Annotated in this window: 19 protein-coding genes; 17 read left to right on the top strand and 2 right to left on the bottom strand. The window is 59.5% G+C overall.

All coding sequences use genetic code 11. The features are described from left to right. Window positions 1–53 precede the first annotated feature (53 nt). The 17 genes from mraZ (at window position 54) to LDN12_RS14930 (ending at window position 19,037) form a co-directional block, all read left to right on the top strand. Window positions 54–551 carry a division/cell wall cluster transcriptional repressor MraZ gene (gene mraZ, locus LDN12_RS15010; RefSeq protein WP_223923467.1) on the top strand — a complete coding sequence of 166 codons (498 nt, stop codon included), beginning with the start codon at window positions 54–56 and terminating at the stop codon, window positions 549–551. Then, the gene (rsmH, locus tag LDN12_RS15005) at window positions 552–1,505 is read left to right on the top strand and encodes a 16S rRNA (cytosine(1402)-N(4))-methyltransferase RsmH (protein WP_223923466.1); all 954 of its coding nucleotides are present in this window, start codon (window positions 552–554) and stop codon (window positions 1,503–1,505) included. A gap of 77 nt (window positions 1,506–1,582) precedes the next feature. Further along, the gene (ftsL, locus tag LDN12_RS15000) at window positions 1,583–1,924 is read left to right on the top strand and encodes a cell division protein FtsL (protein WP_223923465.1); all 342 of its coding nucleotides are present in this window, start codon (window positions 1,583–1,585) and stop codon (window positions 1,922–1,924) included. After that, window positions 1,921–3,891 carry a penicillin-binding protein gene (locus LDN12_RS14995; protein WP_223923464.1) on the top strand — a complete coding sequence of 657 codons (1,971 nt, stop codon included), beginning with the start codon at window positions 1,921–1,923 and terminating at the stop codon, window positions 3,889–3,891. Before ftsL ends, LDN12_RS14995 begins: the two co-directional genes overlap by 4 nt. A 51-nt stretch (window positions 3,892–3,942) precedes the next feature. Further along, a complete protein-coding gene (locus tag LDN12_RS14990) occupies window positions 3,943–5,472 on the top strand; it encodes a UDP-N-acetylmuramoyl-L-alanyl-D-glutamate--2,6-diaminopimelate ligase (protein WP_223923463.1) in 1,530 nt (509 codons plus the stop codon). Continuing rightward, window positions 5,473–6,867, top strand: a complete 1,395-nt coding sequence (gene murF, locus LDN12_RS14985; RefSeq protein WP_223923462.1) for a UDP-N-acetylmuramoyl-tripeptide--D-alanyl-D-alanine ligase — start codon at window positions 5,473–5,475, stop codon at window positions 6,865–6,867. It begins immediately after the preceding gene. A 3-nt stretch (window positions 6,868–6,870) separates the two neighbouring features. Further along, a complete protein-coding gene (gene mraY, locus LDN12_RS14980; RefSeq protein ID WP_223923461.1) occupies window positions 6,871–7,947 on the top strand; it encodes a phospho-N-acetylmuramoyl-pentapeptide-transferase in 1,077 nt (358 codons plus the stop codon). Between the two features lie 191 nt (window positions 7,948–8,138). Continuing rightward, a complete protein-coding gene (murD, locus tag LDN12_RS14975) occupies window positions 8,139–9,479 on the top strand; it encodes a UDP-N-acetylmuramoyl-L-alanine--D-glutamate ligase (RefSeq protein ID WP_223923460.1) in 1,341 nt (446 codons plus the stop codon). Window position 9,480: 1 nt separating this feature from the next. Next, window positions 9,481–10,605 (top strand): putative lipid II flippase FtsW, encoded by a 1,125-nt coding sequence (gene ftsW, locus LDN12_RS14970; RefSeq protein WP_223923459.1) that lies wholly within the window; start codon window positions 9,481–9,483, stop codon window positions 10,603–10,605. Beyond that, a complete protein-coding gene (gene murG / locus LDN12_RS14965; RefSeq protein ID WP_223923458.1) occupies window positions 10,602–11,717 on the top strand; it encodes an undecaprenyldiphospho-muramoylpentapeptide beta-N-acetylglucosaminyltransferase in 1,116 nt (371 codons plus the stop codon). Before ftsW ends, murG begins: the two co-directional genes overlap by 4 nt. A gap of 121 nt (window positions 11,718–11,838) precedes the next feature. After that, entirely contained in the window at window positions 11,839–13,215 is a 1,377-nt protein-coding gene (gene murC, locus LDN12_RS14960; RefSeq protein WP_223923457.1) for a UDP-N-acetylmuramate--L-alanine ligase, read from the top strand. A gap of 52 nt (window positions 13,216–13,267) precedes the next feature. Next, window positions 13,268–14,107, top strand: coding sequence for a UDP-N-acetylmuramate dehydrogenase (murB, locus tag LDN12_RS14955; RefSeq protein ID WP_238482109.1), 840 nt, complete (start codon window positions 13,268–13,270; stop codon window positions 14,105–14,107). Continuing rightward, on the top strand, window positions 14,104–15,027 hold the full coding sequence (locus tag LDN12_RS14950) for a D-alanine--D-alanine ligase (protein ID WP_223923456.1): 924 nt from the start codon (window positions 14,104–14,106) through the stop codon (window positions 15,025–15,027). Before murB ends, LDN12_RS14950 begins: the two co-directional genes overlap by 4 nt. 2 nt (window positions 15,028–15,029) lie before the next feature. Continuing rightward, the gene (locus LDN12_RS14945) at window positions 15,030–15,854 is read left to right on the top strand and encodes a cell division protein FtsQ/DivIB (RefSeq protein ID WP_223923455.1); all 825 of its coding nucleotides are present in this window, start codon (window positions 15,030–15,032) and stop codon (window positions 15,852–15,854) included. 30 nt (window positions 15,855–15,884) lie between these two features. Continuing rightward, entirely contained in the window at window positions 15,885–17,123 is a 1,239-nt protein-coding gene (gene ftsA / locus LDN12_RS14940) for a cell division protein FtsA (RefSeq protein ID WP_223923454.1), read from the top strand. Between the two features lie 308 nt (window positions 17,124–17,431). After that, entirely contained in the window at window positions 17,432–18,601 is a 1,170-nt protein-coding gene (gene ftsZ / locus LDN12_RS14935; RefSeq protein WP_223923453.1) for a cell division protein FtsZ, read from the top strand. A gap of 139 nt (window positions 18,602–18,740) precedes the next feature. Further along, a complete protein-coding gene (locus tag LDN12_RS14930) occupies window positions 18,741–19,037 on the top strand; it encodes a cytochrome c3 family protein (RefSeq protein ID WP_223923452.1) in 297 nt (98 codons plus the stop codon). Between the two features lie 42 nt (window positions 19,038–19,079). Here the strand turns inward: LDN12_RS14930 and LDN12_RS14925 are convergent, their stop codons facing one another. Continuing rightward, window positions 19,080–19,259, bottom strand: a complete 180-nt coding sequence (locus tag LDN12_RS14925; protein WP_223923451.1) for a hypothetical protein — start codon at window positions 19,257–19,259, stop codon at window positions 19,080–19,082. After that, window positions 19,256–20,941 carry a radical SAM protein gene (locus LDN12_RS14920; RefSeq protein ID WP_223923450.1) on the bottom strand — a complete coding sequence of 562 codons (1,686 nt, stop codon included), beginning with the start codon at window positions 20,939–20,941 and terminating at the stop codon, window positions 19,256–19,258. The genes LDN12_RS14925 and LDN12_RS14920 overlap by 4 nt, the downstream gene beginning before the upstream one ends. Window positions 20,942–20,978: the final 37 nt, after the last annotated feature.

Raw genomic sequence — 20,978 nt, 5'->3', positions numbered from 1 at the left:
GACCGCCGCTATAAATTTCCCATAGTGTGGAAAAAAGTGGAATCAGGTGGAAGATGGGTGATGCAATCGACATTTTCGGGGGGGAAACTCCGAGCACCATCGACGGCAAGGGGAGGACCTGCATCCCGGCTAAATTCAGGGATGCGCTCGCCAGCCTGTCGGAGGATGCGCGCTTCATCATCACCAAATCATCCCCTGTGGACCTGGGCGACGGCACCTTTGGGCGCGGCCTTTCCGTGTATCCCTTGGATGCCTGGTCCGGGATAAAAAAGAAGATCCTTGCCAATGAGGGCGGCTTCACGTCGGCCCAGTTGAACAGCATAAAGCGGCAGATCATCAACCCGGCGGAGGAGTGTACCGCCGACAAGCTCGGCCGGGTACTAATCCCCTCATCCCTGCGTCTGCACGCCGAATTGGAGAGGGATATCTGGTTTGTCGGCATGGGTCAGCGCTTCGATATCTGGAGTAAGGGGACCTACAGTCGCATCAATACGCAGGACGAGAAAAACTTCCCGCTGGATTCGGAAGCTCTCGCCGCCATGGGCGTCTAGATGGTCTCCTTCCATCACCTGTCGGTCATGCCGGACGAGGTCATTGCACTCCTGCAACCCCGACCGGGCGGGATCTATCTGGACGGAACCCTGGGGGGCGGAGGACACACGGAGCTGATTGCCGAGCGATGCAGCGCCGATAACGGGATGGTGATCGGGATCGATCAGGACCGGGAAGCGCTGGAGGCTGCCGGCCTCAGGCTGGCCGGGTTCGGTTCCGCGGTCCGCTTGGTCCACGGCAACTTCGCCAACCTCGACCGGCATCTCGATACCCAGGGTATTACCTCACTGGACGGGTTCATCCTCGATTTGGGGGTTTCCTCCCACCAGTTGGACAGCGGGGAACGCGGCTTCAGTTTTCAGCAGGATGCCCCTCTGGACATGCGCATGGACTCAAGGGGCACGGAAACCGCCGCCGATCTGGTTAACGAACTGCCGGAGCAGGAACTGGAACGGATCATCCGGGACTATGGCGAGGAGCGTTGGGCAAAAAGGGTCGCTGCATTCATCGTCAAGGCCCGTGGCGAACAGGCGATCCTTACCACGCTGCAATTGACGGACGTCATCAAGGGGGCTATTCCACGGGCCAAGTGGGAGGAGCGCATCCATCCCGCCACCCGCACCTTCCAAGCCCTGCGGATTGCCGTCAACAGGGAACTGGAAAGTCTGGAACAAGGACTGCGGGCCGCCCTCGACCGCTTGAAACCGGGCGGGCGCGGGGTGGTTATTTCGTTTCACTCGCTGGAAGACCGGATCGTCAAACACATCTTCCGGGAGTACGCCACCGGCTGCATCTGCCCGCGCCAACTCCCGGTCTGCATCTGCGGGCAGAAACCGCGGGTGAAGGTACTGACCAACCGGCCGGTAACAGCCACGGAAACCGAAATTTCCCGGAATCCGCGGGCGCGGAGTGCCAAGTTGCGGGGCGTAGAGAAAATAGCACTATCCAGTTAGCGCACGTGTTTTAGGACGCCCGTTTTGAGCAGGTGGCCCAGGAGAGTTTTCAGATACAGGATTTACGGAGGTACCGCATGGCACAGGCAAGAACCGAATACGGCAAGGTCGTCGCACCGCGTCCCCTGACCGGGGCCGAACTGGTCACCCAGCGGGTGGACATGTTCAAATTCCTGATGATCTGCATGATCCTTTTCACAATCGTCTCGGTCTTTCATGTCTGGTCACGCTGCAAGCTGATCGACCTGAATCTGCGCATATCCGAGACAAACCGCCAGCTCAAGGATGCAGAACAGGAAGAGAAGCGGCTCAAACTTGAGGCGGCGTCCCTCAAAACCCCGGCCCGCATCGAAACCATCGCCAAGAGCGACCTGGCCATGGGCCTGCCCACAGAGCAGCAGGTGATCGTCGTAAAATGAGGGATGACCGGGAAAAATGGGCGCGCGTCCGGATCGTCATGATCGGGACCATATTCGGCCTGTTGTTCCTGAGCGTCACCGGACGAGCGTTCTATCTCCAGATACTCCAGCACGAGGAGTTGGTCAAGAAGGCAGAGCGGCAGCACCAGCATATCGTGCAACTCACCCCAGGGCGAGGCGTCATCATGGACCGCAATGGCACTCCTCTGGCTGTGTCGGTGGATATGGACTCATGCTATGCCGAACCGCGCCGCATCAAGGATATGGACGGAACGGCCGGTGTGCTGGCGCCGTTTCTCGGAACATCAAAACAGGAACTACTCAAGAAACTGAACAACGACAGAGGGTTTGTCTGGATCGAGCGTCGCCTGACGCCAGAGGTCGCGGCCCGCATCAAGAACCTCAAGTTGACTGGCATCGGGTTTGTCTCCGAATCGAAGCGTTTTTATCCCAATTGCGAGGTTGCCTCCCATGTGGTCGGATTTACCGGCGTGGACCCGGTCGGATTGGAAGGAGTTGAGCGCAAGTACGATTCCGTCATTCTGGGCAACACCGGCTACATGGTAACCGAGCGCGACGCCTTGGGGCGCGACATAGCCCTCATGGATACCGTCATCAAAAATTCTTCGCCGGGCAAGAACATCGTTCTTACTCTGGACAAGAACATCGAATACATCGCCGAAAAGGAACTGGCCAAGGCGGTTACGGAGAGCGGCGCTAAAAATGGCATGGCCGTGGTCATGGAGTCGGATACGGGCAGGATCCTCGCCATGGCCAATTATCCAACCTTCAACCCCAATGCCTATTCCCATTATCCCCAAGCTCTGCTGCGCAACCGTGCCGTGAGCGACAGCTTCGAGCCCGGTTCAACCTTCAAGATATTCTTGATCTCCGCGGCGTTGGAAGAGAAGGTCGTCAGGCCAACCGATGCCATAAACTGCGAGAACGGCCGCTATATCATCGCCGACCGGACCATACACGATACCCACAGTTTTGCCCGGCTGTCCGTAAGCGATGTCCTCAAGTATTCGAGTAACATCGGTGCTGCCAAGATCGGCTTCAAACTGGGGGATGAACGTCTTTTCCGCTACCTGAGGAATTTCGGATTCGGAGAGCGCACCGGCGTGGACCTTCCGGGAGAATCCCCCGGCAACCTTCGGGACAAGCGGCGCTGGTACGGGGTAGATCTGGCCACCATCTCCTTCGGCCAGGGGGTCTCGGCCTCGGCCATCCAGTTGACCAGTGCGGTTTCCGCCGTTGCCAACGGCGGCACACTCTTCAAACCGTACATTGTGGAACGAATTCTGGATGACAGCGGCCGCGAGGTCCAAAAATTCGAACCTCAGGCGGTGCGCCGCGTGATCTCCGCGGATACGGCACGTAAGGTCACCAAGATGATGGAAAGCGTCACCAGTGAGGGGGGTACCGGCCTCAACGCCGCCATCGACGGTTTTCTCGTGGCCGGCAAGACCGGTACAGCCCAGAAAGCGGACCCGGTGACCCATGGTTATTCCGCTACCCGGAGGACCGCCTCCTTTATCGGTTTCGTGCCGGCTGATAAGCCCAAATTAACTATCCTGGTGGTGGTAGACGAACCGAAGACCAGCCCCTACGGCGGCGTTGTGGCGGCTCCGGCCTTCCGCTCCATCGCCGTGAATGCGTTGGCCTACCTGAAGATCATGCCCAAGGGGGAGGTCGGCAAAACACCCAGGACCATTGAGGTCCAAGCCCCCCCTCCAAAGGCGGTTGCCATGTCGGAGGGAGATGCCCTGGATGCGGCCACCGGTGTCGCCGTCATGCCGGATTTCAGGGGCATGAGCATGCGCCAGGTCATGCAGGTGATGGAGAAGCGCGGCATCAATATCAAGTTGATGGGAAGCGGGCGGGCTGTGGAACAGAATCCGCCTCCCGGCCAGACGATTCGGGGAGCAGACGAGGTCTGGATCAAATTTACGCCTTCCGCTTGATCGTCACAACCTGTACCTGTCGGCAGGTTGTGTCATTTTTTGGAGAATAGCATGATACTTTCCCACATCATCGCCTCGGTACCTGACGCAGAACTCCACGGCAGCGGAGCGACCGAGATCACTGCCTTGAGTTGCGACTCGCGTCAGATCAAGCCTGGCACGATTTTCTTTGCACTACGAGGCGTGGCGGCCGATGGTCACCGTTTCATCCCACAGGCGGTTGAGGCCGGCGCCTCCGCGGTGGTGCTGGAAGATACCGCCTGCGCCCCTACCTGCATCCCCTGGGTCATGGTAACGGACGGCCGTCCCGCCATGGCCCGCATGGCGGCGGCGTTCTACGGCGACCCCACCGCGGACCGGCCGCTCATCGGCATTACCGGCACGAACGGCAAGACAACAACAACCTACCTGATCGAGGCGGTCTTGGGGGCGGCGGGCCTGCCGGCAGCGGTGCTCGGCACCATCAGCTACCGCTTCGGCGCAACCACCATCGTGGCCTCCCATACCACGCCCGAATCCACTGAATTACAGGCCGCTTTCCGCCAATTGGCCGATGCCGGCGCCAAAGCCTTCGTGATGGAGGTTTCATCCCACGCCCTGGAGCAGAAACGGGCCGATGGCTGTCATTTCGATGTGGGGATCTTTAGCAACCTGACCCGCGACCATTTGGATTATCACGGCAGCATGGAGCAGTACCTGCACGCCAAGCAGCGCCTCTTTACCGAATTGTTGCAGCCAACCGCGGCCAAACCGCGCCGCAGGGCCGTGATCAACCTAGATGACGACTATGGCCCCCAGATAGCTGAACGAGCCGCCTGCCCTGTGATCGGTTACGGGATAGATCATCCCGGCGACGTGCGGCCGGTGGAAGTGGCCATCACCGTCAACGGGATCAGCGGGACCCTGAAGACACCCAAGGGTGAATTTCCATTTACCTCCAAACTGCTGGGACGCTTCAACCTTTCCAACATCCTGGCGGCCGTGGCAGCCGGCATCGCGCTAGACCTGCCGCTCACAGCCATCAAAGCCGGCATCGAGGGACACGCCACAGTTCCGGGCCGCATGGAGCGGGTTGACAATAACTTCGGCATCACCTGTCTGGTTGACTACGCCCATACCGGCGACGCCCTGCATAACGTACTTGCAACCCTGAAAGAGATAGCGACCGCCCGCATCATTACCGTCTTCGGCTGCGGCGGAGACCGCGATCCGGGAAAACGCCCCATCATGGGGAAGATCGCCGCGGAGATGAGCGACCTGGCCATCGCCACCTCGGACAACCCCCGGACCGAGGACCCGCTCGCCATACTTGCCCAAGTCAGGGCCGGCATCACGCCACTCAACATACGGGAATATACACACGGGGAGCTGGCGGCCCAGGCGACATTCGACGAGAAGGGCTTCGTCATGTTGGAAAACCGCCGTGAAGCAATCCGTCTGGCAGCAAGCATGGCGCAGCCGGGAGACATCCTACTCCTGGCCGGGAAGGGTCATGAGGATTACCAGATCATCGGTACGACCAAACACCACTTTGACGACCGCGAGGAGGCCGCCGCGGCATTCGGGGAGAAAACAGCCTAGATGTTTACCGTAGCAGAGATAGCCGCCGCTACCGGTGGCCGCGTCGCGGGCAGCAGGGAAGGCAGCGTAACTGCCGTGTCCACCGATTCGCGTAGCGTTGCGCCGGGCGAGCTGTTCGTGCCGCTCAGGGGGGACCGCTTCGATGGTCACGACTTTATCGTTGAAGTAACCGCTAAAGGCATAACCACGGTACTGGCCGAAGAAAAATGGTTTGCCCATCATGCGCTCCCGGCCGGGTGCACCGGCGTTGTTGTCAAGGAGACACTGCGGGCGCTGGGCGATCTGGCCGCGGCCTACCGGCAGCGCTTCGACATACCGGTTATCGCCGTGACCGGCAGCAACGGCAAAACCACCACCAAGGAAATGCTGGCCACCATACTGGAAAAGACCGGACCGGGTCTGAAAACCGAGGGAAACCTCAACAACCTGATCGGCGTGCCCCAAATGCTGTTTCGCCTGAGGCCGGAACACCAATGGGCGGTACTGGAGATGGGCATGAGCGAACCGGGCGAGATCGACCGCTTGGCCGAAATCGCCCGGCCCCGTACCGGCATCGTGTTGAATGCCCTGCCGGCGCACCTGCAGAGCATGGGCACGGTCGAGGCCGTGGCCAGCGCCAAGGGAGAACTGCTCCACCGCGTCAGCGACGGCGGTCTGGCTGTGGTAAACGGCGACGATTCCCGGGTCAGCAGCCTGGGGCAGAACGCTTCGGCCCGGCGCATCAGCTTCGGCATCAGCCGTGGGGAAGTACGGGCCAAGGAGATCGAGCACCTGGGACTGGAAGGGGAATCATTCCAGATTGTCACTCCCAAGGGGGAGATTCAGGTGCATCTCAGGGCATTCGGCCTGCACAACGTCTCAAACGCCCTGGCAGCCACAGCGGCCTTGCTGGACAGCGTGCCGCTTGCCATCATCAAGGAAGGACTCGCCGCATTCAGACCGTACAGAGGGCGTTTCCAACTGGAGCAGGTCGGAGAGGTCACCCTGGTGGACGACAGCTACAATGCCAATCCGGCCTCCATGAAAGCGGCCCTGGAAACACTGGTTCAGATTGCCCCCGCGGGACACCGGGTCGCCATACTGGGGGACATGCTGGAGTTGGGCGAACACGAAGCCGAGGCCCACGAGGGGGTCGGTGCGGTCGCAGGGCGAAACGTGGACCGGCTCTTTCTGCTCGGCAGCCTGATGAGCCGTCATGCCGCCCAGGCAGCCATCCAGGCAGGTCTGGCACCCGACTCGGTCCGGTGCGGCCAAGGCCACGACGAGCTCGGCGCACTGGTGATACAATCCCTTCTGCCCGGCGATGTGGTTGTTCTCAAGGGCTCCCGGGGCATGGCCATGGAACGGACGGCAACTATCCTGAGGCAATACCTGTCACAGAAAGAAAAAGGATAAACCATGCTCTATCACATCTTTTACCCGTTGGCGGCCAACGTAAAATTATTCAATATATTCAGATACCTGACCTTCCGCACCATCTATGCCATGATCACGGCGCTGGTGGTCTGCTTCGTGCTCGGTCCCTGGATCATCCGCAAGCTTGAGAGTCTGCAGGCCCGCCAGGTGATCCGTACCGACGGCCCGGAGTCCCATCTGCAAAAACAGGGCACCCCCACCATGGGTGGGGTGATGATCCTGTCCGCCATCGTCATCCCGACACTCTTGTGGGCCGACCTATCCAACCAGTATATCTGGGCGGCCCTGTTCATCACCATTGGCTACGGAGTGATTGGATTCGTGGACGATTACAAGAAGGTGGTGGAGAAGAATACCAAGGGGCTTTCGCCTCGCCAGAAGATGTTCTGGCAGGTGCTCTTGGCCGGAGCGGTGGCCGTGTTCCTGTTCCTTAAACCGGGCTTCAACGAGGAACTCTACTTCCCCTTCTTCAAACGTTTCCACCCCGACCTGTGGATATACTTCATCCCGTTCGTGACCATCGTGATTGTGGGCGCCAGTAATGCCGTCAACCTGACCGATGGCCTGGACGGCCTGGCCATCGGTCCGGTGGCCATCAATGCCGCCACCTACATGCTCTTTGCCTATATTGCCGGTCACGCCACCCTATCGGCCTACCTGCAGGTCCCCCGGGTGCCGGGGGCGGGCGAGTTGGCCGTCATGTGCGGCGCCATGGTGGGCGCCGGCCTCGGCTTTCTCTGGTACAACTCCTACCCGGCCGAGGTCTTTATGGGCGATGTGGGCTCCCTGTCTCTAGGCGGCACTCTGGGCGTCATCGCCGTGCTGACCAAGCAGGAAATCCTGCTGGTGATCGTGGGGGGTGTATTCGTGGTCGAAGCGTTGTCAGTCATCTTCCAGGTCGGCTCCTACAAATACCGGGGAAAACGCATCTTCCGCATGGCGCCGATCCACCACCATTTTGAGTTGAAAGGGGTAGCGGAACCCAAGATCATTGTGCGCTTCTGGATCATCACCATCATCCTGGCGCTGGTGGCGATCTCGACGTTGAAGATGCGCTAGATTCAATTCAACTTTGCCACGGAGCCACAGAGGCGCAGAGAAATGCACGGGAAAGCCCTCTGTTGAACACATGATAGCTTATGTTGAGATGAACGAATTACTATCAGCGTTTAAGAGACAAGAAGAACATAGACTTATAAAATGACTTGTTCCGAGCCTCTGTGGCTCCGTAGTAAAATGAAGGTTTAACTATGGAACTGAACAATAAAAATATTCTCGTCGTCGGCCTAGCCAAAACCGGCGTGGCCTGCGCCCGTTTTCTGGCCGGGAGAGGTGCCCGCGTCACCGTGACCGACATGCACGATGAGGCGGTTCTGCTTCCCCAACTGGCACAGTTGGCGGCCTGGAATATCAGGAAAGTGCTGGGACGCCATGATGAGGGTGACTTCACCGGCGCAGACCTGATAGTGGTCTCCCCCGGCGTCCCCCAGGACCACCCCCTGCTGGTGAAGGCCAAGGCCGCTGATCGGGAGATCGTCAGCGAGATCGAACTGGCCGCGCGTTTCATCGACGTACCGTTGGTGGCCATCACCGGAACCAACGGCAAGACCACCACCACGACCCTGGCCGGCGAAATCTTCAAGGCCAACGGCTACCGTACCTTTGTGGGTGGGAATATCGGCAACCCGCTGATCGAGCTGCTAGAGTCGGGCGAGCTGGTGGACCAGGTCGTTGCGGAAATCAGTTCGTTCCAACTGGAATGGATCACCGCCTTTCGTCCCCAGGTGGCGGTCCTCCTGAACTTGAGCGAGGACCACCTGGACCGCTATGCTGACTATCAGGAGTATATCGACGCCAAGCTACGCATCTTCAAAAATCAGGATGAGTCGAACTTTGCCGTGGTCAACCGGGATGATGAGTTGGTCTGGAAATACGCCCAAGGGCTGAAGGCACAGTTATTCCCCTTCAGTCGCAGGCAGGAGTTGGCGGAAGGGATATTCCACAGGGACGGCGTAATCGTCTACCGCCACAATGGCCGGGAAGAGTGCTTCCCCACCAACGCCATACGCCTCCAGGGGGTACACAATCTGGAAAACATTATGGCCGCCCTGGCCTGTGCACTGCTCTCGGGCTGCCGCCCGGACGACAGCTTCGAAGCCGTGCAGGGATTCACGGCGCTGCATCACCGCATGGAGTTCGTAGCAGAGGTGAACGGTGTCCGCTACTACGAGGACAGCAAAGCCACCAATGTGGGCAGCGTGGAGAAGGCCTTGGAGAGCTTCGATAATATCACCCTGATCGCGGGAGGCAAGGACAAGGGAGGTTCCTATACCCCCCTGGCGCTCTTGGTGAAGGAGCGGGTACGGCATCTGGTCCTGATCGGCGAGGCCGCCGGCCGCATGCAGGCCGAACTGGGGCACCTGACCGATACCCGCCTGGCTACAACGCTGGAGGAGGCGGTGACTCTGGCGGGCCACATCACGGAGCCGGGTGGAATCGTCCTCATGTCACCGGCCTGCTCCAGCTTCGACATGTTCCGCGACTACGAGGAGCGGGCAGAACGGTATATTGCCGCGGTGAAGAGGCTCTAACATGTTCAAGAAACTCGACGAATACGACCTCGTGATCATGTTGATGGCCATTGCTCTGACCTGCTTCGGGGTGGTCATGGTCTATTCGGCGTCGTCGGTTATGGCTGCAAAGCGGTTCCACGACGGCTTCTTCTTTCTCAAGCGCCAGGGGCTGTTCGCCCTTTTGGGTTTTGGCATCATGCTGCTAGTGATGCGGGTCGATTACCACACATGGAAACGGGTGGCCGTGCCGGGGCTCCTGCTTTGCCTGGTACTACTCGCTCTGGTGCTGATACCGGGCATCGGCGGCAAGGCAGGCGGCTCGTCACGCTGGATCAAACTGCCCGGCTTCAACCTGCAACCGTCGGAGATGGCCAAGCTGGCCCTGATCATGTACATGGCCTATTCCCTGGACAAAAAGCAGGACAAGGTCAAATCCCTGACTGCCGGTTTCATCCCCTACATGATTGTGCTCGTGTTCCTGATCGGCTTCCTGGTACTCCAGCCGGACCTGGGGGGTGCCCTGACCCTGGCGTTCGTAGCCATGGTGATGCTCTTTGCAGCCGGCACACGGTTGGTGTATATCTTCTCCATGCTGCTGTTGGCCATGCCGTTTCTGATGTACAAATTAAGCAGGGGCTACCATCGGGGACGCATGGAAGCGTTTCTCAACCCTTGGAGCGACCCGGAGGGGAAGGGCTTTCAGATCATCCAATCCTGGCTGGCCCTGGGGACCGGGGGTGTCTTCGGCCAGGGACTGGGCGAAGGAAAACAGAAACTGTTCTATTTGCCCGAGGCCCACACCGACTTCATCCTATCCGTAGTGGGCGAAGAGCTGGGGTTTCTAGGGGTTATGGTGATCATCGGCATGTTCTTCCTGCTGGTACAGCGCGCCATGCGCATCGCCGTGGCCGCGCCCGACACCTTCGGCCGCTTCCTGGCCCTAGGGATCGCCGTACTGTTCGGCATCGAGGCCACGGTCAACATGGGGGTCGTGACCGGCCTGCTCCCCACCAAGGGGCTGGCGCTTCCCTTTATCAGCTACGGCGGTAGTTCGCTCCTGATCAGTCTGTTCGCCGTGGGTATTCTGCTCAATATCTCCTCGGGACTGAAAATCTCGGCCATCAACCTGAAGGAGGAGCCATGAGACTGCTGATTGCCGGCGGCGGCACCGGCGGCCACCTCTTCCCCGGCATCGCCGTAGCCGAGGAATTCCTCGCTCGTGACTCGGCCAACGAGGTGCTGTTCGTCGGTACCGAGCGGGGTATCGAGGCCCGCGCCGTCCCGGCAGCAGGTTACCGGTTGGAGCTGATTTCGGCGGCGGGCATTCGCGGCAAGGGTGGCTTGAGCCAGGTCAAGGGTCTATCGATGATGCTCTACGGTTACGCTCAATCCCGCAAAATCCTGAAAAAATGGCGCCCCGACATGGTGCTGGGCGTGGGGGGCTACGCCTCGCTGCCTATGGTACTGGCGGCCCGCGGCATGCAGATACCCTGCTCCATCCACGAACAGAACGCCATCCCCGGCCTCACCAACCGCTTGCTGGCAAAATTCGCCGATCGGGTATTCATTACCCTGGACGAGTCGACCCGTTTTTTCCCCACAGATAAGACGCTCTTGACCGGCAACCCGCTGCGGCGGCAGATTCTGGACGTGGTGGCGGGACAGAATCCCCCCAATCTTGCGACTATCCCGCTTCAACAAAGCGACAGCGAGGAGAATGCACCCTTTCGCCTCTTCATCTTCGGCGGCAGCCAGGGGGCCCACGCCATCAATATGGCCATGCTCGCGGCACTGCCCCACCTGGAGCGCTATGCAGCAAGATTGGAGATTACCCACCAGACCGGCGAAAAGGATGCGGACGAGGTGGCTGCGGCATATCGCAAGCACGGTTTTAATGCTGCCGTGATGCCGTTCATCCAAGACATGGCTGCGGCATACCAGCCAGCCAACCTGGTAATCTGCCGCGCCGGGGCCACAACCATCGCCGAGGTGACAGCTTGCGGCAAGGCCTGCCTCTTCATCCCCTTTCCCCACGCGGTGGATGACCACCAGCGCAGGAATGCGGAGGCATTCCTTAAGAAGGGGGCCGGATTCATGCTGCTGGAACGGGAGTTGTCGGGGGAGCGGTTGGCCGGAATCATCCACGAGCTGGCCGAGAACCCCGAGACGGTGCGCCGCGCCGGGGCGTTAGCTTTCGGACTGGCCCGGTTGGACGCGGCTAAAATTATCGTGGACGAGATGATGAAGAAACTATAAATCGAAAAACATTAAATCTGCCAAAGAGATACGGAGACACAGAGGAAAACATAAAAGCGAAAAACGGCTGGTTTAGGTGTTTGTTTTTCCTCCATATCCCTGTAGCAAAAAGGTGTTCATTATGTACGGAAAAATTGAAAGAATCCACTTCGTCGGTATCGGCGGCATCGGCATGAGCGGCATCGCCGAGGTGCTCATCAACTTGGGCTACAAAGTGTCCGGTTCCGACCTGCGCAGTTCCGACACCACGGAACGCCTCGCCTCCCTGGGGGCCGAGATCGGCATCGGACACAAGGCCGAAAACCTGAAAAGCAGCGATGTGGTTGTGATCTCCTCGGCCGTGCATGACGACAATCCCGAGGTAGTGGAGGCCAAGCGGCTGCACGTGCCGGTCATTCCCCGGGCCGAGATGCTGGCAGAGTTGATGCGCATGAAATACGGCATCGCTATCGCCGGCACCCACGGCAAGACAACCACCACCTCCATGGCCGCCTCGATCCTGGGCCATGCCGGCATCGACCCCACCATCGTCATCGGTGGCAAACTGAACGCCATCGGTACTAACGCCCGACTCGGACAGGGGCAGTTTCTAGTAGCCGAGGCCGACGAATCGGACGGTTCCTTCCTGGTGCTCTCGCCCACAATCGCCGTGGTGACCAATATCGATGCCGACCATCTGGACCACTATTCCGGCGGCATCGACGAGATCAAGGACACCTTTGTGGAGTTCATCAACAAGGTGCCGTTCTACGGTTTGGCCGTGCTCTGCCTGGATGACAAGAACATCCGCGAAATTCTGCCGCTGGTGAAGAAGCGCTATATGACCTATGGCCTCTCCTCCCAAGCCGACATCCGCGCCACCCATGTCAGGCACGACGGTTTCAGCACCTCCTTCGTGGCCCATTACAAGGGGTACCGGCTGGGGGAGATTACCTTTCCCATGCCCGGTTCCCATAACGTGCTCAACGCCATGGCTTGCATTGCGGTGGCTCTGGAACTGGACATACCGTTTGCCGCCATCCAGGAGGGTTTCGCCGCCTTCGGCGGGGTGGGCAGACGCTTCACCGTCAAGGGAGAACCCCGCGGGATTATGGTGGTGGACGACTACGGGCACCACCCGGCCGAGATCAAGGCGACCCTGGCGGCGGCGCGCCAGGGGTGGCCGGAACGGCGCATCATCGCGGCCTTCCAGCCCCATCGCTACAGCCGTACCCACGAGCTGTTCAATGAGTTCGTCACTGCTTTCTACGACGCCGACGTGCTGGTTCTGACCGACGTGTATGCCGCCGGCGAACAGCCGATCGAAGGCGCGAACGCCGAACGGCTTTCCCAAGAGATCCGGCGCCATGGCCAGAAAGACGTCACCTATATCGCTGACCGTGAGTTGATCCCCGAACACTTGGCCGGAATCGTCAAGGAAGGGGACATCGTCATAACCCTCGGGGCCGGGAGCATCTGGCAGCAGGGTGAGGCGTTGGTCAAGCGGCTGGAGGCATGATCTGAACCTGGGGAACATCAGCATACGGGGCCAAGTGCTGTATGACGAAGCCATGAGCAAGCACACCTCTCTCAAGGTGGGAGGGACAGCCGACCTGTACGCAGAACCGGAGGACACGGACGACCTGCTGACACTGATGCGAAGTCTGAAGGAGCATCAGGCACCCTGGATGGCCATCGGCCGGGGTTACAACCTGCTGGTGCGGGACGGCGGCATTCGGGGAGCGGTAATCTCGCTGGCGCGCTTCAACCGGATCAATGAAGTGGGTGAGCGGCTGATCCGGGCTGAAGCCGGGGCGGAGAATCTGGCATTGGTGCGCTTCGCCCAGGAACGGGGCCTGGGGGGCATCGGTTACATCTCCGGCATCCCCGGCACGGTGGGGGGAGCCGTCAAGATGAATGCCGGTGCCTACGGCTCGGGGGTCCTGGAGCGGCTGGAATCCCTGACCCTTCTGTTGGGGGACACGGTTACCGAGTACCGCAGGGAGGAACTGGATTACGGCTATCGTCATCTGACATTGCCCGTAGGGGCGATCGTGCTGGCTGCCCTGTTCAGGCTCACCGAATGCGACCCGCAGGAGACCGAGGAGGAGATCCGCAAGGATACGGAACTGCGGCGTTCAAAGCACAATGTGGGTTTTCCCAGTGCCGGGTCGTTTTTCAAGAACCCTGCCGGCCAGGCCGCCTGGCGACTGATTGACCGGGCCGGCCTGCGCGGCGCCGTTGTGGGAGGAGCCCAGGTGTCGGAGATGCATAGCAATTTCCTGATCAACCGGGGTGGGGCAACGGCAGCCGACTTCCTTGAACTGGCCAAAAGGGTCAAGGATGCGGTCTTCAAAACCTCCGGCGTCGAGCTTGAGGAAGAGGTCAGGATCGTAGGAGAGGAACCATGAAAGGCAGAAGAATAGGCGTCCTGATGGGGGGACTCTCGGCGGAGCGGGAGGTGTCTCTGAACAGCGGCACCGCCGTGCACCGGGCTCTACTCGCCCAGGGGTACGATGCCGTGGCCATCGACGTCGGCCGCGACCTGGCGGCTGTACTTGAACGTGAGGAGGTCCGGGCGGCCTTCATCGCCCTGCACGGTCGCTATGGCGAAGACGGCTGCATACAAGGCCTGCTGGAGCTGATGCAAATTCCCTATACCGGTTCTGGGGTCTTGGCCAGCGCTTTGGCCATGCACAAGCTCTTCAGTAAGCAGACCTTCACAGCCAGCGGCATCCTGACGGCTCCCTTCCGCCATTTCCGGAGGGGCGAAACGGTACGGCTTGCAGAACTCCCCTTCGGCCTCCCCCTGGTGGTCAAGCCGGTGCAGGAGGGTTCTTCGGTGGGGATCTCCATCGTCAAGGAGGAGCAACAGCTGGTGCCGGCCCTTGAACTGGCCTTCCGCCACGACAACGAGATTCTGGTAGAGCAGTATATCAAGGGGCAGGAAGTGCAGGTCGGCATTCTGGAGGACCGCCCCGTCGGCGCCATCGAGATCGTCCCAAAGGGAGAATTCTACGATTACGAGGCCAAGTATACCGATGGCATGGCCGAACACATTTTCCCGGCACGCCTGGCCCCGGCATTGTACGAAAAGGCGCTGCAAACCGGCCTGGCGGCCCATCGTTCACTGGGATGCAGCGGGTACAGCCGGGTGGACCTGCTCGTCACCGCACAGGAGGAGTGTTATGTTTTGGAGGTCAACACCCTGCCCGGCATGACCGCCCTCTCGCTCCTACCGGAGATCGCCGCCAAAGGCGCCGGGCTCTCCTTTGAAGCGTTGGTGGCACGTATCATCGATTCGGCAACACTCTCAATCAAGGCAGACTGAAGATGCGCGATTTCGCAGCCTCGCCATACCACCGTAAAAAGGTGACGGCCAACAAGGTCAAGATCCAGCGTCAACCGCTGGACCTGAAGAAGTACCTGCGTCCCTTGGGCAAGGCTACCCTTGGCCTGAGCGGTGCGGCGTTGGCCTGTGCGATGTTCTTCGGCATCTACCGGGCATTTTCCTCCGCAACCTTTTTCCGCCTCAAGAATGTGGAAGTTTCAAACTCCCGCCGACTGACCCGTGACGAGATCCTGGCCATCGCCGGCGCTGAACCGGGTCGCGACCTGCTGCGCATGAACCTGAAGCTGATGGGTGAACACCTCATGCAGAACCCCTGGATCGAATCGGTCCAGATCCGGCGCTACCTCCCGGACGGCCTTTCCATCGCCGTAACCGAGCGCGAACCGCTGGCCGTGGTCAACATGGGATTCATCTATTACCTGGATACCAAGGGTAACATTTTCAAGGTACTAAACCAAGGCGACCGCTTGGACTATCCGGTGGTAACCGGCTTCAACGAAGAGGATTTGAACACCGACCCGGCGGGAACCCGGGAGGCCCTCAAGGCCACCTGCGATCTGCTCACGATTTTGCACGAAAAAGGCGCATTTATCCTTGCAGATGTATCGGAGATTCATTACGATAAGGGCTATGGATTCACCATGTTTACCTCCTCCGGCGCACTTCCGGTGAAGATCGGATCCGGCGATTTCGCCGCGAAGGTGGACCGTTTTGCCCGCATCTACCGCGAACTAATGGCCCAACGGTCCACGTTGCACTACATCGATCTCGATTACAATGACAAGATCGTGGTAAAAAAGGGCTAATAAAAATTCCCATATCAGGCAGGGGGGCGCATGTCAGCAACCAAAAGAGATAATTTGATTGTCGGTCTCGATATCGGCACTACCAAAATCTGTGCCATTGTGGGCAATGTCACAGAGGACGGCATCGACATCGTCGGCATCGGCACCAGCCCGTCCAGCGGCCTGCGCAAAGGCGTGGTAATCAACATCGAAAGCACGGTCGCCTCTATCCGCAAGGCCATCGACGAGGCAGAGCTGATGGCCGGCTGCGAGATAAAGTCGGTGTATGCCGGCATCGCCGGCGGCCACATCAAGGGGATCAACTCTCAGGGAGTGATCGCCATCAAGAACCGGGAGGTGGCCCAGGAAGACGTGCGACGGGTGATCGACGCCGCCAAGGCCATAGCCATCCCTATGGACCGTGAGGTTATCCACATCCTGCCACAGGAATTCATCATCGACGAACAAGACGGTATCCGCGAACCCCTCGGCATGAGCGGCGTACGCCTGGAGGCCAAGGTCCACATCGTCACCGGCGCCGTGGCCAGTGCCCAGAATATCGTCAAATCCTGCAACCGGGCCGGTCTGGATGTGGCTGACATCGTGCTGGAGCAGTTGGCATCCTCGGAAGCCGTTCTGTCGGCCGACGAAAAGGAATTGGGGGTCTGTCTGGTGGATATCGGCGGCGGCACTACCGACATCGCCATCTTCGCCGAAGGGGCCATCAAATATACGTCGGTGCTCTCTCTGGGGGGCAACCACCTGACCAACGACATCGCCGTCGGCCTGCGTACCCCAATGGCTGAGGCGGAAAAAATCAAGCAAAAGTACGGCTGCTGTCTCGCGGCTCTTGTGGGCAAGGACGACAAGATCGAGGTGCCCAGCGTCGGCGGCCGCAAGCCGCGTGAGTTGTCCCGCAATGTACTGTGTGAAATACTTGGCCCCCGCGTGGAAGAAATCTTCACGTTGGTAAATCGGGAGATTATAAAATCCGGACTGGAGGATTCCATTGCATCGGGTGTGGTCATCACCGGCGGTTCCAGCATCCTGGAGGGGATGCCCGAACTGGCCGAGCAGATCTTCAACCTGCCGGTGCGCCGCGGTGTGCCCCAGCGGATCGGCGGCCTGGTGGACGTGGTCAACTCGCCGGTCTACGCAACCGGCGTCGGACTAATCGTCTACGGTAGCCGCAACTTCGGCGCCCGGGAATTTCCCACCAGCAAGTCGGAGGACAGCATCTTCGGCAACGCCGTGCGGCGTATGAAAACATGGTTCAGGGAGTTTTTCTGATATATCGCCGTTAGCTCGGCACAACAGGAACCAGCTTGTTATCGGGGGGTTACGATGGCCATTTGCCTACCATTACAGCCCGCAGCTTCCGAGTGCCTTCTCTCTCGTTCCCCTCCTGTTCAGCGATACCTTCCGGGATCTCCCCGAAGTGAGTCGCGACCTCTTCAAGAGCCTAACAAACTGAATTTAAAGCCTGTTCATTATTGCGAATATTTTAATGTTTTTTCCTTTGATTCTTGCGGAAATTACGGTTACATTTCAGTGTCACTGGACAAGCAGCATCTGCCATTTATTAAGGGGGAAACACAATGTTCGAATTTGATGAAACCATTGAACAAAGTGCCGTAATCAAGGTGATTGGCGTGGGCGGCGGCGGCGGTAATGCCGTCAACACGATGATTGCCAATAACATACATAAAGTGGATTTTATCGTTGCCAATACAGATGCCCAGGCCTTGCGCCATTCCAAAGCGCCAGTCAAGGTGCAGCTTGGCGGGCAACTGACCAAAGGACTCGGAGCAGGCGCCAACCCCAACATCGGCCGTGATGCGGCCCTTGAAGACCGGGAAAAAATGACCGAAATGCTCAAAGGCGCCGACATGATCTTCATCGCCGCCGGCATGGGCGGCGGCACCGGCACCGGCGCAGCACCGGTCATTGCAGAGGCGGCCAAGGAAGCCGGAGCGCTGACCGTCGGCATCGTCACCAAGCCGTTCTCCCGTGAAGGCAAGCAGCGCATGGCAAAGGCCGAAGAGGGCATCCGCGAACTGAAGAAGCATGTGGACTCCCTGATCATTATCCCCAATGATCGACTCCTCAATATTGCCCCTCGCTCCCTCGGCATCCTGGATGCATTCAAACCATCCGATGACGTCCTGCGCCAGGCGGTTCAGGGCATTTCCGACCTGATCACCACCTCCGGCTTCATCAACGTGGACTTTGCCGACGTCAAGTCCATCATGAGCGAGCGTGGCATGGCCATGATGGGGATCGGTATCGCCAGCGGTGAAAACCGGGCCGTCGAAGCAGCCAAGTGCGCCATCTCCAGCCCGCTGCTCGAAGACATCGATGTTTCCGGCGCCAAGGGCGTTCTGGTCAACATAACCGGCTCAGCCAGCATGACCATGGACGACTTCGACGCCGTCAACAAGACCGTCCACGAAAAGGTCCACGAAGACGCCAACATCATCATCGGCGTGGTCATCGACGAGAGCCTGGGGGATGAGATCAAGGTAACCGCCATCGTCACCGGTTTCGGCGATCGCTTCGACATGGAACGGGGTCGCGACCTGCGCCACAACGTCACCCCGCTGACCGAGAAGAGCACCGTCAACAAAAAATGGCTGGACATCCCCACCCATATCCGCGACCGTCAGCAGAATGAGAGTACAACCCGCATCAGACCGGCCGTTTCCTTTATCGAGGACGACGAAGACCAGTACGATATCCCGACCTTCCTGCGGAAATCCGTGGATTAACCAGAACTTTTATGCGAAAGGGAGGTAGCGATGCCTCCCTTCCCTTCTGCCCGGCTTCTTCTTGTTCCTCCTGAAGAACCGGGTTTTTTGCACCCACGGCTCCCATTATCACACCGCTCCGATACGAAGGTTCACGCATATGGATTGGATCGGCCAAAACGTGGTTTCTGCCGTCATTATTGTTTTGAGCGTGGTTATGCTCACAGGTTCGGCCTGCGCTGCTCCCGAGATAATCACCATGAAAAACGGCGTCATGTTCAGGCACAAGGCCCACATGGCCGCGACCCACACCTGCCGGAGCTGTCATGAAGCAGTACCGGGCAAAATCGAAGGCTTCGGCAAGGAGTGGGCGCACAGGAACTGCAAGGGGTGTCACGGTGAACAAAATGCGGGGCCCTATCACTGCGCCGGCTGTCATATGAAGGTGTATGACTAGAAAGGAACTATCGTCGCGGGACCGAAAGAGAGGGAAAACGTTTCAGGAAGCGTACTCCGGGCAGTACATCATCACCAACCTGGCCCGGTTTTCCAGACAGAGCGGGCACAACTCCCCCTCATCCTGCCAGACCTCTCCTGCCAACCACTCTCCAGCTTCGGCGTATACCGAACGCTCGCCAGCCTCATCAAACTCCTTTTTGCAGATAGTGCACAGTTTCATGGCTTTCTCTCCATTGCTCGTTCGTACTCTTTCCTCAGGAGCCCTTCGTCCGCCGTCCCGATAACGCTCCAAGGGAGGATCGCACCCTCAGGGATGTCGCGACACACATACCCGTCCGTATCTATCCCGCACTGCTTGGCCGCCTTTTTGAGAGAACTCCCCGTTGCCATGGCAACCAGCATCCCCGAAAGCCGCCGGTCCCCACGGGACAGCAGGGCCTGAAGGTACGACTCCCGCAGGCTCTCCACCTTGAGGCGCACATTGGGCATGGCGCGCACGGCCGCTTCCAAAAGCTTCACCTTCCGTTCCAGAGAGACAAGCGGTTCCATGCCACACCATTGGAAGGGGGTAAACGGTTTGGGGATGAAGGGGTTGACCGACAGGCAGATCTCGCCGATCCGTTTATTCGCCCGCGCCCGCTCCAGCACCCGCTCGCGGATGGCCTCCACAAGTCGGAGCAGTTCATCCAGATCCCCATCCGTCTCCGTGGGCAGGCCGATGATGAAGTACAGTTTCAGGTTGAGGATGTCCCGGGAGATCAGCATGTCGCAGGCATCCAGGATCTGCCTCTCGCTCAGATTCTTGCGAATCAGGTCCCGCAGCCGCTGAGAGCCGCCCTCCGGCGCCAGGGAGATGGTTTTGTGGCCGCTCGCGGTCAGGGCATCCAGCATGGTGTCGTCCAACCGGTCGATGCGCAAGGACGAGACCGAAACCTTGGCCCCCTTTGCAACGATGTAACCGCACAGTCGGCCGATAGCATGATAGTCCGAGACCGCCGCCCCCACCAGCCCGACCTTGGAGCGATGCTTGAGTCCATTGTCCACCGCTGCCGCAAGGTGTTCGAAAGGCTGCTGGCGAAAGGGGCCGTAGATGAAACCCGCGCTACAGAAACGGCAGCCGCGTGGGCACCCCCGGCTCACCTCCACCAGAAACATATCGCCGAATTCAGTGTTGTTTGTCAGGATCAGCGATGAAGCCGGGCGGTGGTGTTCCAACGCAGGGCAGGCACGGGCCACCGGCAGCGGGGCGTCCGGAGCGCTGGCAAAACCGGTCGGATGGCCATCGGCATCATACTGTGGTTGATAAAGGTATGGCACATAGAAGCCGGGCCGGGCCGCCAAAGTGGACAACAGACCGGCCCTGCCCCCCCGTTGCGGCGACATGAGGCATGACACCAGGGCAGGGATGAGTTCTTCTCCCTCGCCGATGCAGACCACGTCAAGCAGGTCAGCCACCGGTTCCGGGTTGATGAAAAACGCCGCTCCCCCCGCCATGACCAAGGGATTGGCATCCGAGCGTTCTGCGGCTAAAACCGGAATACGCGCCAACTCCAGCATGAGGGGTATGTGGAGGTAATCCGGCTCGAAGGAGGTCGAAAAGGCGACTACATCGAAGTCCGCCACGGGACGCTGGCTCTCCAGGGAGAGGAGCGGTGTACCGCTACGCCGGTATTCGCCCAGATCCTCTCGGTCAGGCAGAAAAGTCCGCTCGCAGAGAATGCCGGGGGATTCCGCCAGGAGGCCGAAGATCGTCTGGAACCCCAGGCTACTCATGGCTGTTTGGTAGGAGTTGGGGTAGGCCAGGCAGACCGAGAGTTGCCCACCCCGCCCCCGCGCACCGGAGTGCAGACTGGTTTCCGCCTCCAGCAGGGCGCGCAGCTTTTGTCTGATCTTCCAGGTCATGAGGCAAGTATACAGGCGTGGCGCGGGATCAGGCAAA

The sequence above is a fragment of the Geobacter sp. AOG2 genome (assembly GCF_019972295.1).
In the GTDB taxonomy this organism is placed as follows: Bacteria; Desulfobacterota; Desulfuromonadia; order Geobacterales; family Pseudopelobacteraceae; genus Oryzomonas.
This window is presented reverse-complemented; position numbering and strand designations above follow the sequence as displayed.